Source organism: Nocardia sp. NPDC004151 (genome assembly GCF_042874235.1).
Classification (GTDB): Bacteria; Actinomycetota; Actinomycetes; order Mycobacteriales; family Mycobacteriaceae; genus Nocardia.
Genome location: NZ_JBIAMR010000004.1, coordinates 218,340 through 232,638, shown reverse-complemented (window position 1 = coordinate 232,638; position 14,299 = coordinate 218,340). Strand labels below are relative to the sequence as shown.

At 70.5% G+C, this 14,299-nt stretch carries 16 protein-coding genes; 9 read left to right on the top strand and 7 right to left on the bottom strand.

The features are described from left to right. Positions 1-300: 300 nt before the first annotated feature. Complete coding sequence (locus tag ACFYTS_RS11880; protein WP_387303294.1) at positions 301-852, bottom strand: hypothetical protein; 552 nt, start codon at positions 850-852, stop codon at positions 301-303. Positions 853-971: 119 nt separating this feature from the next. On the opposite strand from ACFYTS_RS11880, the gene ACFYTS_RS11875 reads away from it, so the two are divergent. From ACFYTS_RS11875 to ACFYTS_RS11865, 3 genes are all read left to right on the top strand, one after another. Further along, a complete protein-coding gene (locus ACFYTS_RS11875) occupies positions 972-1,649 on the top strand; it encodes a response regulator transcription factor (protein ID WP_357276164.1) in 678 nt (225 codons plus the stop codon). Continuing rightward, entirely contained in the window at positions 1,646-2,695 is a 1,050-nt protein-coding gene (locus ACFYTS_RS11870) for an ATP-binding protein (RefSeq protein ID WP_387303291.1), read from the top strand. Before ACFYTS_RS11875 ends, ACFYTS_RS11870 begins: the two co-directional genes overlap by 4 nt. A gap of 554 nt (positions 2,696-3,249) precedes the next feature. Beyond that, positions 3,250-5,022 carry a DUF4153 domain-containing protein gene (locus ACFYTS_RS11865; protein ID WP_387303288.1) on the top strand — a complete coding sequence of 591 codons (1,773 nt, stop codon included), beginning with the start codon at positions 3,250-3,252 and terminating at the stop codon, positions 5,020-5,022. Here ACFYTS_RS11865 and ACFYTS_RS11860 read toward each other — a convergent pair whose 3' ends face one another. The 3 genes from ACFYTS_RS11860 to ACFYTS_RS11850 all read right to left on the bottom strand — a co-directional run bounded on the left by ACFYTS_RS11860 (position 5,023) and on the right by ACFYTS_RS11850 (position 7,690). Then, entirely contained in the window at positions 5,023-6,234 is a 1,212-nt protein-coding gene (locus tag ACFYTS_RS11860; protein WP_387303285.1) for a hypothetical protein, read from the bottom strand. A gap of 117 nt (positions 6,235-6,351) precedes the next feature. After that, positions 6,352-6,705, bottom strand: a complete 354-nt coding sequence (locus ACFYTS_RS11855; protein ID WP_387303282.1) for an iron chaperone — start codon at positions 6,703-6,705, stop codon at positions 6,352-6,354. A gap of 91 nt (positions 6,706-6,796) precedes the next feature. Continuing rightward, a complete protein-coding gene (locus tag ACFYTS_RS11850) occupies positions 6,797-7,690 on the bottom strand; it encodes a TIGR03619 family F420-dependent LLM class oxidoreductase (RefSeq protein WP_357276176.1) in 894 nt (297 codons plus the stop codon). Between the two features lie 30 nt (positions 7,691-7,720). Here ACFYTS_RS11850 and ACFYTS_RS11845 point away from each other — a divergent pair, with 30 nt between their 5' ends. From ACFYTS_RS11845 to ACFYTS_RS11835, 3 genes are read left to right on the top strand one after another with little or no spacing between them, the layout of a single operon-like run. Beyond that, positions 7,721-8,278: a sugar O-acetyltransferase gene (locus ACFYTS_RS11845; protein ID WP_387303279.1), complete on the top strand. Its 558-nt coding sequence runs from the start codon at positions 7,721-7,723 to the stop codon at positions 8,276-8,278. A gap of 54 nt (positions 8,279-8,332) precedes the next feature. Then, complete coding sequence (locus tag ACFYTS_RS11840; RefSeq protein ID WP_357276180.1) at positions 8,333-9,121, top strand: helix-turn-helix transcriptional regulator; 789 nt, start codon at positions 8,333-8,335, stop codon at positions 9,119-9,121. A 41-nt stretch (positions 9,122-9,162) separates the two neighbouring features. Continuing rightward, positions 9,163-10,020 carry a fructosamine kinase family protein gene (locus ACFYTS_RS11835; RefSeq protein ID WP_387303277.1) on the top strand — a complete coding sequence of 286 codons (858 nt, stop codon included), beginning with the start codon at positions 9,163-9,165 and terminating at the stop codon, positions 10,018-10,020. A 21-nt stretch (positions 10,021-10,041) separates the two neighbouring features. On the opposite strand, the gene ACFYTS_RS11830 is transcribed toward ACFYTS_RS11835, so the two are convergent. After that, a complete protein-coding gene (locus ACFYTS_RS11830; protein ID WP_387303274.1) occupies positions 10,042-10,935 on the bottom strand; it encodes an NAD(P)H-binding protein in 894 nt (297 codons plus the stop codon). Positions 10,936-11,002: 67 nt separating this feature from the next. Between ACFYTS_RS11830 and ACFYTS_RS11825 the strand changes: the two genes are divergently transcribed. From ACFYTS_RS11825 to ACFYTS_RS11815, 3 genes are all read left to right on the top strand, one after another. Beyond that, the gene (locus tag ACFYTS_RS11825) at positions 11,003-11,815 is read left to right on the top strand and encodes a LysR family transcriptional regulator (RefSeq protein WP_387303271.1); all 813 of its coding nucleotides are present in this window, start codon (positions 11,003-11,005) and stop codon (positions 11,813-11,815) included. Positions 11,816-11,825: 10 nt separating this feature from the next. Then, entirely contained in the window at positions 11,826-12,212 is a 387-nt protein-coding gene (locus tag ACFYTS_RS11820) for a VOC family protein (protein WP_387303268.1), read from the top strand. Between the two features lie 214 nt (positions 12,213-12,426). Further along, the gene (locus tag ACFYTS_RS11815; protein ID WP_357085817.1) at positions 12,427-12,918 is read left to right on the top strand and encodes a peptidylprolyl isomerase; all 492 of its coding nucleotides are present in this window, start codon (positions 12,427-12,429) and stop codon (positions 12,916-12,918) included. Between the two features lie 78 nt (positions 12,919-12,996). On the opposite strand, the gene ACFYTS_RS11810 is transcribed toward ACFYTS_RS11815, so the two are convergent. Both ACFYTS_RS11810 and ACFYTS_RS11805 read right to left on the bottom strand, forming a co-directional pair. Then, complete coding sequence (locus tag ACFYTS_RS11810; RefSeq protein WP_357276190.1) at positions 12,997-13,491, bottom strand: phosphoribosyltransferase; 495 nt, start codon at positions 13,489-13,491, stop codon at positions 12,997-12,999. A 53-nt stretch (positions 13,492-13,544) separates the two neighbouring features. Beyond that, on the bottom strand, positions 13,545-14,255 hold the full coding sequence (locus ACFYTS_RS11805; protein WP_387303264.1) for a metal-dependent hydrolase: 711 nt from the start codon (positions 14,253-14,255) through the stop codon (positions 13,545-13,547). Positions 14,256-14,299 lie beyond the last annotated feature (44 nt).

Below are 14,299 nucleotides of genomic sequence, written 5' to 3'. Positions count from 1 at the left end.
GGATCGGCGCCGGATGCGCTCGGCCGCAACGCAGTGCGTCGGCGTCAGCGCGGCACGCGTCCGGCAGCGCGCTCGCCGCCTTCGGTCACAGCGCGGCGTTGCTCTGCTCGGCTGCCGCGCGGCGTCTCCGTCGGGCACTGTGCGTGGCGTATTCGGCGCTGCGCGGGTGTGTCCGTCGGTCGCCGTGCTCGGCCTCGGTGCGGGGTGTGTCGGCGGTTGGTGGGCATCGGTCACCGAGCGCGGTCGCGTCCGGCGATGGCGCGGTGCACGATTCGGGCGTCAGCGCCGGATCGAGGGGTGTCAGGCCGGAACGAGGTCGGTGTACCGTGCGGCGGCCGGAGGCGGTCCGCGGCGTCCGATCCCGGGGCTCACCAGCAGCCGTCGCGCCACGGCGCGGTCATCGGCCGGCCTGGGCCGCATCCGGCGCACCGGCGGCGCGAGGATCGCGCTCAGCGCGAGCAGGAACCTGCGCACACCGGTGACGGCCCGCCGCAGGCCCGCCTCGGCGGCGCGAATCAGCAACGCGCCCACCGGAATCGCCACCAGGTGGGCGATCAGCATGGCCGCGGACGACGAATGATGGTGGTGCCCCGGCGACATCGACAGCGCGGCGTGCCCGATCGCCTGCCCGGCCGCCAGCATCCCGATGGTTCCGGGCAGCCCGTAGCGTGGCCGCATCGACGACGCCACGACCCCGATCACGGTGCACGCGGCCAGGAGCAGGGCCAGCGCCGAACCGTCGGTCAGGGACGCGCCGCCGCCGAGCCCGTGGGCGAGGATCGCGACCGCACCCGAGGACGCGCCGGCGGCAGCGCCGCGCAGGCGCGCGGTGTGATCCGTCGGTGAGCGCACCCCGTCATGCTACGACGTCGCGTCGTTGTCGACGTTTCCAGGTGGTATGACCGGCGTCTCCACAACATCTCCACACGCGAGGCGAACGATCTCCACGCCGGTTGCCTAATGTCGGCTGCATGGAAACCAGTGCGCGCCGGATCCTGGTGGTCGAGGACGAGCCGACCATCGCCGAATCGATCGCCGCCCGCCTGCGCGCCGAGGGCTACACCGTCGACATCGCCCACGACGGGCCCGCCGGGGTGGCGGCCGAGGCGGCCGGGGACCCGGACCTGGTGGTGCTGGATGTGATGCTGCCCGGTTTCGACGGTCTCGAGGTGTGCCGCCGCATCCAGGCCCGCCGCCCCGTGCCGGTGCTCATGCTGACCGCCCGCACCGACGAGACCGACATGCTCGTCGGGCTCGGCGTCGGCGCGGACGACTATCTGACCAAACCGTTCTCCATGCGAGTGCTCGCCGCCCGCGTCCACGCCCTGCTGCGCCGGGTGGAACGCACCGCCGCACCGGTGGCCACCATCCTCGTCGGTGACCTGCGGATCGACACCGACCAGCGGCGGGTGTGGCGCGCGGACAGCGAAACCCAGCTCACGCCACTGGAATTCGAACTGCTCGTGCATCTGGCGCGGCGGCCGCGCACGGTGCTGGCGCGCGAACGACTACTGAGCGAGGTGTGGGGGTGGGCCGACGCGTCGGGCACCCGCGCGGTCGACAGCCACATCAAGGCGTTGCGCCGCAAGCTGGGCGCGGACCTGATCCGCACCGTGCACGGCGTCGGCTACAGCCTGGAGGCGCGATGATCGGCGATGCCGTGGCTCCGGTGACCGGGGTGCGGGCGGTCGCGAACCGGGTGGCGGCACGGCTGCCGCGGCCCCTGGACCGGGTGCCGTCGATCAAGGCGAAGCTGGCGATCCTCATGGTCGGCTCCGGTGCGGGCGCGTTCGGCTACTTCGCGATCCGCATCGGCGTGCTGCCGCCGCGCGCCACCGTCGTCGCCATGGTGTTCGCGCTGCTGATCTCCCAGGTACTGGCCCACGGGATGACGATGCCGTTGCGGGAGATGACCGCCGCGGCCAAACACATGGCGCAGGGCGACTATTCGCGCCGCGTGCGCGCCACCTCCCGTGACGAGGTGGGCCAGCTGGCGGTGGCGTTCAATCAGATGGCCGCCGACCTGGCCGCAGCCGATCAGCAGCGGCGCGAGTTCATCGCCAATGTGTCCCACGAACTGCGCACCCCGATCACCGCCCTGGGCGCGGTGCTGGAGAACCTGGTCGACGGTGTCGCCCAACCGGATCCGGCGACCCTGCGCACCGCCCACGCCCAGACCCAGCGGCTGAGCCTGCTGGTATCGGAACTGCTGGCCTTGTCGAGCATCGAGGCGGGCGCGGTGCGCCTGGACCGCGAACCGGTGGATCTCGAGCCGCTGCTGAGCGAGGTGGTCGCCGAGGCCGAGGTGATGGCCGCCGCCGTGGACCGTCCCGTCCGCTTCACCATGGCCCTCGCCCCCGGCCTGACCGTGCACGCCGACCCCGCCCGCCTGCACCAGGTGCTGCTCAACCTGCTCGACAACGCCACCCGCCACGGCCCCGCCCACGGCGAGGTCCGCGTCCACGTCCGCACCGCCCATGGCCACACCGTCATCGAGGTCTCCGACGACGGCCCCGGCATCCCCGCCGCCGAACGCGCACGCGTCTTCGAACGCTTCACCCGCGGCGGCCGCGCCACCGGCGGCGGCACCGGCCTGGGCCTGGCCATCGCCCGCTGGATCGTGGACCTGCACGGCGGCACCATCGCCGTCGCGGACCCGGGCTCGTGCATCCGCATCACCTTGCCCCCACCCTGACCCGCACTCTCTTCTCACCGATTCCCGACCGTGCCCCGGCTGCGCACCGCGCTCCCCGGGCCGGTCCCGTTCACCCGATGGAGGAACACATGCCCGACACGCCCACACCGCCTCCCGATCCGAAACCGGATGCGGCGAGCACCCCTGCTCCCGCACCCGCGACATCGGCCGAACAATCCGTCACGCCTGTTCCGGAGTCGGCATCCTCGACCGAAGGGTCCGACGCGCACGCTCCCGCCTCGGCGACCGAAGGGTCCGCGGCGGATGCTCTTGATCGGGCTGCTGAACCGGCCATGGCCACCGTGAGTTCCGCGCCTGTGCGGGACCCGGTGAGAGCCGCGTTCGTCCCCGGCGGTCCGCCGCCCCTCGTACCGGCTGCGGCGGCACCGGCGTTCGCCCCGGCGATGGCGGGTGCCGCGCCGACGGGCGCCGGTGGACCCGCGCCGTGGCCCGCCGCGTGGCCGCCCTATCCCACCCCGGTGCCGCAATCGGGTGTGGCGGGGCTCTATCGTGTTGCACCGCAAGCGATTCCGTCGCGATCGGAGCGGGTTCCGGTGCCGAACGGGTTGCTTGCCGCCACGGCCGCTGCGGGGTGTGCGGCCGCGGTACTGGTACCCCTGGACCGTCCCGGCATCGGATGGCTGCTCACCGGACTGGCGATCACCGGCATGGTGTACGCGGTCGATCGCGCGGCACGGAACGCGGATTGGGGCGATGAAGAGGACGACTCGGACCGGAGTGACGTCGACCGCGCGGATCAGGGATCGGACAAGGGCCTGAGCGGTGCCGGTGACCGCCGGGACGACGTCGCGAATGGCAGCGCAGCGCGCGCTGACAGCGGTGACAGCCCAGCCCGCGATGGCGTCGGGGGCAGCCCAGCCCGCGATGGCGTCGGGGGCAGCGTCGACGGTCACGAGGCCGGCGCCGACGCCGCACGCGAGGAGGACACCGGTCGCTCCGGTGCCGCCGATCACGACGATGCGGCTGCGGCACGCGTGGTCGCCGCATCCGGCGCCGATCGGGCAGCGTCCGAAACACATTCGTCGGCCGGGACGGGTCCTGTCGCGGGTATCGCCGGTCTGCTGCCCGCTGCTATCAGGGAGGTGCCCTGGGGTCGTGTCTGGTGGACAGGTGTGGCGCTGGCGCTGCTGTCGGTGGGTGCCTTCCGTGCCGCGCCGTGGCTTTTCGTGCTGTGCCTGGCGGGTGCGGCGGTGGCCGGGTCGCTGGCGGTGGTGCCGCGTTCGGCGTACGGAATGTGGTTCGACGTGCTCGCGGTGCCGTTCGCGGGGCTGAATTCATGGCCGTGGCTGTATCGGGCGATGACTCGCACCCGGGAGCGGGCGGGGACGGGCACGCAGCGGGTGTGGTGGTCGATCGGTGCGGCGGCGGCGCTGCTGCTGATCATGGTGCCGTTGCTGGCGGGGGCCGACGCGGTGTTCGCGGGTCTGGTGGACGGGCTGATCCCGGCCGTCGACGTCCCGGCGGTGCTGCGGTGGGTCGCGGTGTTCGTGGTCGCCGGGTCCGGGGTGGCCGGGGCGTTGTACCTGCTGGCCGGTCCGGCCCCGGCGGCCGACGATGACTCGTTCTCCGACCGGGGCCGGGGCGTGCGCCGGTTCTCGCCGCTGGAGTGGGGAATCCCGGTGGGCGCGTTGACGATCGTGTTCGCGGCGTTCGTCGCCACCCAGGTGGCGGTGCTGTTCGGTGGCGACGGCTATGTGCAGCGCACCGCGAGCCTCACCTACGCCGAGTACGCGCGCAGCGGCTTCTGGCAGTTGTCGATCGTGAGCCTGCTGACTCTCGCTGTGATCGGGGTCGTGCTGCGTTTCGCCGCGCAGGACGACGCCGCCGAGCGTCGCTGGCTGCGAATCGCGATCGCCGTGGTGATCGGTCTGGCGCTGGTGATCGTGGCGTCGGCGCTGCACCGCATGTGGACCTATCAGCAGGCGTACGGCTTCACCCTGCTGCGGCTGCTGGTGGAGGTGTTCGAAGGCTGGATCGCGCTGGTGTACCTGCTGCTGCTCGCCAGCCTGGTGGGCTTGCGCCGGTACTGGGTGCCGCGTGTGGCCGTGGGCGCCGCCCTGACGACCCTGTTCGCCTTGTCGGTCCTGAACCCGGAAGGTTTCGTCGCCGACCGCAATATCGCGCGCTGGCAGTCGGGCAAGTCCCTCGACAGCGACTACCTGTCGAGCCTGTCCCCGGACGCGCTGCCCGCCACCGACCGGCTGCCCGACCCCCAGCGCACAGCCATCGCGAACGCCATCCGCGAAAGCCTGAAAGACGATTCCTGGCAGGGCTGGAACTACTCGCGCGCGACCGCGGACCGCTGATCAGCCGAAGCCGACCGGTGTCCAGCTCTGACCCCCGTCGCGGGTGGCGAGCATCATGGTGGGCACCGGCCCGCTTCCCGGGTGGCCCAGCACCACGAAACCCGTTGTCTCGGTGACGAACTCGCCGGACAACGGCTGCCAGCCGCGGTCGGGTGCGGTGTAGGTGGTGGTCCAGGTCTCGCCGCCGTCGGTGGAGGTCAGCAGGCGTTCGTCGACGGCGGCGACCAGATGGTTGCCATCGGCGGCCAGCAGCACGGCCTTGGCCGGCCGCGACGGCGACAGCTGCCCGGTCTCGGTGAACGTGACGCCACCGTCGACCGAGGTCACCACACGGGTGGTGCCGCCGTCGCCGGACGCCGGGAGACCGCACAGCGCCACCAGCCGCTTCTCCGACACCGCGTGCCAGTCCGCGGGCCCGTTGCCGCCGCACGGCAGCTGCCACGGCGTCCACGTGCCGTCGACCATGCGGGCGCCGCTCCTGCCGCGCCCGGTGACCACCATCCAGGCACGGCTTCCGGTCGCCGACACCTCGGGGACCGGGTAGGGGCCGCCGGCACCGGGCACCGCGACCTCGACGGGTCCGGTCCACGCGTCGCGGGTGATCGGGCTGGTGAACAACGCGGTCCGCTCATCGGCCCGCGCGGACGCCACCCAGACGGTGTCCTCGGACACGGTGAGCGACCAGGCCGGTTCCGCCGTCTTGATGTCGACATCGATCTCGCGCCAGGTGGATCCGCCGTCGTGGGTGGCGAACAGTGTGTCGCGGGTCCCGATCCAGCCGTTGCGGGCGTCGGCGAACTTCACCCAACCACCGTGGTGCCCGGCGTCGCGCAGCGGGGCCGGGAGCGGCGTCTCCCGCCAGGTGCGCCCGCCATCGGTGGTGTGCCGCAACGACTGGCACAGCTGGGCCGGGCACGGATAGCTGCGGCCCAGCACCCAGCCCTCGTCCGCGGAGACGAAGTTGATCGAATCGGGTTGGAAGCCCACCGGATCCGGGTCCGCGGCGCGCGTGGCCGCCGGTGTCGCGGTCGGCGCGGCCGGGATGGGACGAGGAGTCACCGCCGCGTCCGGTGCGGCCGAGGCTCCGCTCGCCGAATCCGGCCCGCTGTCACCGTCGTCCATGGTGAGCCCCGCGATCACCCCCGCGGCGAGCACCGGCATTCCGACCCCGATGACTCCGGCCAGTACGACCGGATTCGCCCGCAACCGCACCGGCCGGGACTCCCTTCGACACGAACCCGGGCCCCGTTCCCGGGCGGTCGCCCGGCGGCCCTGCGGCACAACGGGATCGAGTATGCCCGGTGCCGGCCGGTTACGCCCATCCCGTGGTCAGCGGCCTCCGCGCTGCGCGGCCAGCCGGACCGCGACATCGCCGATGAGGTCGTAGGGGATGGGGTCGCGCAGCGGGAACTTCAACGTCCCCCTGCCCTTCAGGTAGGGCGCGATCGCCTGCTGGAACCCGTCGTCGCCGGTGGGCACCGGATACACCGACAGGAAGGTCTTCCAGCCCGCGAAATACATGACGGCCTTGCCGTTCACCTGGACCGCGGGGATCTGGTAGCTGATGGTCTCCGACGCGTCGGGCAGGGCGGCGTGGATGGTGGCGCGAATCCTCTCGAGGGCGGCGCGGGCCGGGGCGGGCTGGGCGGCCAGGTAGTCGTCGACGGTCTCGGGCTCTGTCATGCACGGCCACCCTTCCGTGGCTCGGGGAGAGAGCTTCGTCCGATTCGACGGTACCGGGCCACTCGCCCGCGCCGGACCGATGCCACGCCGTTCAGCCGCGCAGCCGCTCCAGCAGCCGCAACGCCGCGTCCCGCATACCGTCGACGGAGTCGGTGACATAGAGCAGGTCGATGAAGAAATCGTCGAATCCGGTGTCGGCCGCGACCGTTTCGACGGTCTGCGCCACCTGCTCGAGATCGGTGCCCGCGGCCACGTTCACCCGCAGCACCGTCCCGATGGCGGCGGGATCACGACCCGCCGCGACCGCCGCGTCGTCGATGAACCCCCGCAAGGCCAGCAGCTGCTTGCCCCACCCGGGCGGACCCGGCACCGGCACCACCGGCAGCCACCCGTCCCCACGCCGCCCGATGCGGGCCAGCGCCGCCGGATTGAACGCGCCCAGGTGAATCGGGGGCCGCCGCACCGGCTTCAACGCACTGCGATGCTCGGGCACCGACACGAACCGGCCCTCGTACCCGGCCGGGTCGCTGGACCAGATGGCCTCGAGCGCGTCGAGGGTCTCCTCCAGCCGTGCCCCGCGCTGCGCGAACGGCACGCCCGCGGCCGCGTACTCCTCCGGCGACCACCCGATCCCGAACCCCGGAATCAGCCGCCCCTGGCTCACCACGTCGATCGTCGTCAGCGACCGCGCCAGCAGCGCGGGCCGATACATCGGCGCGATCAGCACATTCGCACCCAACCGCACCCGCTCGGTGACCGCCGCCGCGATCCCCAGCACCAGGAACGGATCCAGCACCGCGTTGAACTCGTCGGGAATCCGGTCGGTCCCGCCGTACCCGACCGACGGGTTGGTGGCCGCGATGAGCCGGTCACCCACCCACAGACTGTCGGCTCCCGCCTCCTCCAACGCGGTCGCGTACTGCGCGATCCGCGCGCCCTCCCGAGCCTGGGCACCGAACTGTGGAAGCGAGAAGCCAATTTTCACTCCTCCGGTGATACCAGACAGGATGGGAGCGTGGGTGAACACAAGGACCGCATGCTCGCCGGTGAGCTCTACCGCGACGACGACCCCGAACTCGTCGCCGAACGCCGCCGCTGCCAAGAACTGCTCGACACCTTCAACGCCACCCGCGCCGGGCAGGACACCCAACGGCGCGCCGTGCTCGAACAACTGCTCGGCGCCATCGGCGAGGGCTCCTGGATCATGCCGCGCTTCCAATGCGACTACGGCCACCTGATCCGGCTGGGCAGCAACAGCTTCCTCAACTACGACGCCATCATCCTCGACTGCGCCCCGGTCACCATCGGCGACGACGTCTCCATCGGCCCGCGCGCCCAACTGCTCACCGCCCTGCACCCGATGGACGACCACGAACTGCGCCGCGCCCGCTGGGAGACCGCCGCACCCATCAGCATCGGCGACAACGTATGGCTCGGCGGCGGCGTCATCGTCTGCCCGGGGGTGACCATCGGCGCGAACACCGTGGTCGGCGCGGGCAGCGTCGTCACCCGCGGCCTGCCCGCGAAGGTGTTCGCCGCCGGCAATCCGGCCCGCGTCATCCGCGAACTGTGAGCCTTACCCCCGGGGTAATGGCTTGGCGTGGTTGATCGTTCGTAGGATCGGAGAATGGCGACACCCACCGCCGGCGACCTGCTGCGACACTGGCGCACCGCGCGCCGGCTCAGCCAGCTCGAACTCGCCGGCCGCGCGGACACCTCCACCCGGCACCTGAGCTTCATCGAAACCGGCCGCGCCACCCCCAGCCGCCACATGCTGCTGCACCTGTCCGACGAACTCGACATCCCGCTGCGCGAACGCAACCGGATGCTGCTCGCCGCCGGATACGCCCCCGTGTACGCCGAACCCGAACTCGACACCCCCGCCATGCGCCCCATCCGCGACGCCGTCCGGCAGATCCTCACCGGCCTCGAACCCCACCCCGCCCTCGCTATCGACGCCGCCTGGACCATGATCGACGCCAATGCCGGGATCGCCCTGTTCCTCGACGGACTCGACCCCGCGCTGCTGCGTCCACCGGTGAACGCGCTGCGGTTGACCCTGCACCCCGACGGTCTCGCGGGCAGCATCATCAACCTCGCCGAATGGCGCGGGCACCTGTTCGAACGGCTGCAACGCCAGATCGACGTCACCGGATCACCCGAACTCACCGACCTGCTCGACGAAATGCGCACCTACCCCGGCGGCGAGGACGGCCCCGGCCTGCCGGAACCCGACCAGGCTGTGGTGCCGCTGCGGCTGCGGCTCGACGGACACGAACTCGCCTTCCTCAGCGCCACCACGGTTTTCGGCACACCCATGAATGTGACCGTCGCCGAGCTGGCCATCGAAGCGTTCCTGCCCGCCGACGCCGCCACTGCCGCCCTGCTCCGGGAACGACTCACTCCATCCGACTAGTCGGTCCGCGCGGGTGGTCCGATACCGCACAATGAGGATCCATGGACGTGCCCGCGCACCTCGCCCACCTCACCGGCACCCCCGTCGCGCACCTGCACCCACTCGGCCACAACCACGCCTGGACCCTCCACCGCGCCGACATGACGGACGGACGAGCGCTATTCGTCAAAGCCGTCGACGACAACACCCCCGGCGTCGACGCAGTCCTGACCGCCGAAGCCGCCGGGCTGCGCTGGCTCGCAACCGGCCACGCGGGCCTCGTCCCACCCGTCGTCGCCGCCGACGAACGCATGCTCGTCCTGCCCTGGCAGCCACCACAACCCGCGGACCCGGCAGCCGCCGAACACCTCGGACACGACCTCGCCACCCTGCACGCCACCCGCCCCGAGACCTTCGGGGCACCCTGGCCCGGATACATCGCCACCCTGCCCCTGGACAACACACTCGCCACGGGGGAGTGGGGAACCTGGTACACCGAACATCGCCTGGCCCCCTACCTCCCCGCCGCCGCCCCCGAACTCGGCCGCGACGGCATCCGACTGATCGAACGCGTCATCGACCGCATCACCGACCTCGCCGGACCACCCGAACCACCCGCCCGCCTGCACGGAGACCTCTGGTCCGGAAACATCCTGTGGTCCGGCGGCCGCGCACTCCTCATCGACCCGGCCGCACACGGCGGACACCGGGAGACGGACCTGGCCATGCTGGCCCTGTTCGGCGCGCCCTACCTGGACCGCATCCTCGGCGCCTACCAGAACGCCACACCCCTGAGTTCCGGATGGCGGCAACGGGTCCCACTGCACCAGCTGCATCCACTGCTGGTGCACGTGGTGCTCTTCGGCGGGTCCTACCGGGGGATGCTGCTCGCCGCCGCGGCCTCAGCCCTCGCGGGTTAGCGTCTCTGCCTCGCCGGTCGGTCAGGCACCGACCGCGGGAGCCAGGACCTGCTCACACCACGCACGGAACGTCGTCGGGCTCGCGGCCGCCTCCGCGCGCGGCACACCATCATCGAGACCCTCGTTCTTGGCGCGCATCATGTCGACGAACGCGGTCGCCATCACATCACTCACCCCACGCGCGATCTGCACGGCGCGAGCCTGCTCCAGAGACAGACACTCGTACCGCACCGGCCGGCCGAGCACCTCGGACACGATGTGCGCCATGTCGTTCGGCGACAGATCCTCCGGCCCCAGCAACGCCACCTCCCCGGCACCCGACCAGGAACGGTCCAGCAGCAGCCGCGCGGCCGCCGCCGCGATATCACGCGTCGCCACCGTCGCGGCCTTGCGATCGGCCGGCACCGTGCCCGTGAACACCCCGTCCTCGCGGATCGAGTTCGCCTGCCACACCAGGTTGTCCATGAAAGACGGGTTGGCCAGCGCCCGATACGCCACACCCGAACCCGCGATGAGGTCGTCCATCGCCAGCGACGCCGTCACATGCCCGGCACGACCCGCGACCGCCGTACCGCGCCCGAGCGCGGACACACCCACCACATGCCCGACCCCGTGCGCTGTGAACGCCTTCGCCGCCGCCGCGGTGAACCCGGAGAACGCGGCATCCAGACTCGCCCCGCCGGGAGCCGGCGGAACCAGCCAGAAGACCGCGTCCGCACCGGCGAACGCCCGATCCACCACATCGGGATCGCCGTGCGACCCGGCGACGACGTCGACCCGGGACCGGACCGACTCCGGCAACGTCGCTGGATCACGCACGACGACACGCAATTCATCGGTGCGAGTAGAGGTTTCGAGGAGGAGCTGCAACAACTGGCCACCGATGTGCCCGGTGGGAGCGGTAAGAACGATCATGCTTCGAGTCTCGTGACGGGCCGTCGCGACGTCCAAGACCCTTTCCGGCAATTGATACCGTGAGGGTATGGATCTGGACCTGCGCAAGCTCCGCTACTTCGCCGCCGTAGCCGAGCACCGCAACTTCGGCCGCGCCGCGCAACAGCTCTACATCGCCCAACCCGTCCTCAGCCGCCAGATCAAAGCCTTCGAACGCGAACTCGACTGCACCCTGCTCCTCCGCACCACCCGCACCGTCGAACTCACCGCCGCCGGACACCAGCTCTACGAGGAAGCCCAAGGCATCCTCGCCGCCGTCGACGCCGCCGTCCGCCGCGTCCACAACGCCGACCGCGGCGTCCGCCGCCTGGTCGTCGCCTTCTCCGTCGGACTCCACGTCTCCGAGATCCTCCGCGAATTCTCCACCCGCCATCCCGACGTCGAAACCGACGTCGTCCCCGCCCGCTGGTGGGAGCGCGACGCACCCCTGCGCGACGGTCGCGCCCAGATCGCCTACCTCCGACGGCCTTTCGGCGAAACCGGCCTCCGCGTCATCCCCATCGGCCACGACCCCGGCGTAGCCTGCCTGCCCGCCGCCCACCCCCTCGCCGCTCGCCCCGAACTCACCCTCGCCGACTTCGACGGTGAACGCATGCTCGACATCGCGGCCCGCCGAACCCCCTCCCTCGAAGAGAAATTCGAACTCATAGCCTCCGGCCACGGCCTCCTCATCGTGCCCCGCAGCGTCGCGCGCGCCTATGTCCGCCCCGACCTCGTCCACCGCCCCGTCATCGACGCCCCCGGCTCCGAAACCTGCCTGGCCGTCGCCGCCGACCCTGCCAAACTCGTCCGCGAATTCCTCGACCTCGCCATTCCCGCCTTGCGCAATGGTGTGCGTTAGCGTTGCCGAGGTGCAGCTGCTGCGAATTCACCACGTCGCGATCATCGCGTCGGATTACGAGAAGTCGAAGTCCTTTTACGCCGAAATTCTCGGCCTGCGGATTCTCGCGGAGAACTATCGGGCTGAAAGGCGCTCGTACAAGCTGGATCTCGCCCTGCCGGATGGCGGGCAGCTGGAGCTGTTCTCGTTTCCGGAGCCGCCGCCACGCCCCTCGCGGCCCGAGGCGGCCGGCCTGCGGCACCTGGCGTTCGTGGTGCCGAATGTGGGGGAGGCCCTGGCCGAACTGCGGGGGAGGGGAGTGGTCGTGGAGGAGGAGCGGGTCGACGAGTACACGGGGAAGCGGTTCGCGTTCTTCGCCGATCCCGACGGGCTACCGCTCGAACTGTACGAAGCATGAGGTCGGGTCCCGGGCGCGCCGGGGCCATCCGAATCAGCCATTAGGAAATGGAAATATGCGCATCTACGCATGTATCTCCATTTAGAACAAACTCCGACACTCACTACCGTGCGCACCTTCCTGACCACACCCATCACCAGCGAACCTCGAAGAGGGGAGCGAGTATTCGATACCGCTCGGTCGCTGGATCGGGCGCTCCCATACGATGGGCAACATGACCAAAGTGCTCCTGAAGACCTCCGCCGGGGACATCACCCTGGAACTGGACGACGCCAAGGCACCGAAGACCGTTGCCAACTTCGTCGACTACGTGAAGTCGGGCCACTACGCGGACACCGTGTTCCACCGCGTGATCCCGAACTTCATGATTCAGGGTGGCGGCCTGACTGCGAACATGCAGCAGAAGCCGGCCCCGCAGACGGTCGAGAACGAGGCCGCGAACGGTCTCAAGAACGACAAGTACACCGTCGCCATGGCGCGCACCTCGGCCCCGCATTCGGCCAGCGCGCAGTTCTTCATCAACACCAGCAACAACGGTTTCCTGAACTACCCGGGCCAGGACGGCTTCGGGTACGCGGTGTTCGGCAAGGTCGTCGACGGCGAGGCTGTCGTGGACGCCATCGAGGGTGTGCAGACCGGCAACAAGTCCGGCCACCAGGATGTGCCGGTCGAGGCCATCACCATCCTGTCCGCCGAGCTGGTCTGACCTACTCGCGACAATTGAACGAACGGCCCGGAACCGTCTGGTTCCGGGCCGTTGTCATTGCCACGTACAAGTTTTGGCTCAGGCGTCCAGGACGCGGGGTTTGCGTTCCACCACCGGCGGCTGCACCGACCAGGGGAAGTTGATCCATTTGTCGGTGCGTTTCCACACGTATTCGCAGTCCACCTCGGAATGCGGCTTCTGGTAGATGACCGCGCAGCGGACCTCGGCGACGTGGTCGGAGCAGAAGTCGCGCACCAGTTTCAGCGTCTTGCCGGTGTCGGCGACGTCGTCGGCGACCAGCACGGTGGCGCCGGTCAGGTCGACAGCGCTGGGCACGGGCGGCAGCATGACCGGCAGGTCGAGGCGCTGGTCGACGCCGGTGTAGAACTCGACGTTCATGACGTGCAGGTTCTTGACGTCGAGGGCGTAGCCGAGGGAGCCGGCGACGAAGAGTCCGCCGCGGGCGATGGACAGGATGAGGTCGGGTTCGAAGCCGTCGTCGGCGATGATCTGGGCCAGTTCCCGGCCGGCGTTTCCGAACAGTTCCCAGCTCAGTTCTTCGCGGTCGCTCATGCCCGACTCCGTTCTGGCCGCTGCGGTGGTCTTCGTGATCATACGAGCCGGGGTCAGGGCTGGTGGGTGATCGTGTACCAGAGCAGGGCGAGGGTGGCCAGGGCGAACAGCGGCACCAGCACCATGGTTTCGACCTTGTTGCCGGTGCGGTCGATGATCGGGACGCGGGTGCGGAGTTTGAGCGGCCACAGCAGTCGGCAGCCTCGGTCGGTGAGGCAGTCGCCGATGAGGTGGGCGAGGGCCCCGAGGCCGACGGAGAACGGCAGCCAGGCCGGTTTGTCGCTGATCCAGTGGTCGATGGCGAAGGTGCCGCAGACGGCGAGGATGATGACGGTGCCCCAGGATTTGAGGCCGTCGCCGCTGGGGGCCAGGCCCAGCGCCTTGACCGCGAGGGCGAGCAGGAAGAACACGAGGGCGAGGGTGAAGTGGCGGCCGAGCAGGTGTTCCCCGGCCCAGGTGCCGTAGGTGACGGCGGCGACGAAGGCGAAGGAGTGGGTGCCGTGGCGGTGGCCGCCGGAGATCCACGAGATGAACTTGCACGCGTAGTGCGAGATCGGCCCGAGCACATGGGAAATGGTTCCCGAGGGGTGGTCAGCGTCGGGGAGCAGGGCGGCGCCCGCGGTGAGGAAGGTGCCCATCACCAGATCGACGGAGCCGATGGCCCCGGATTGCACTGCGGGATAGGTCAAGACGGTGAGCGGTAGCGCCGCGGCAGCCGCCGACCAGGCGAGCGCGCCGCTGGTCGCATGTGAATGTCCTAGCACCACTTGAAGGTTAACGTACGGGTTCGAAACCCTTTTCAGGGCAG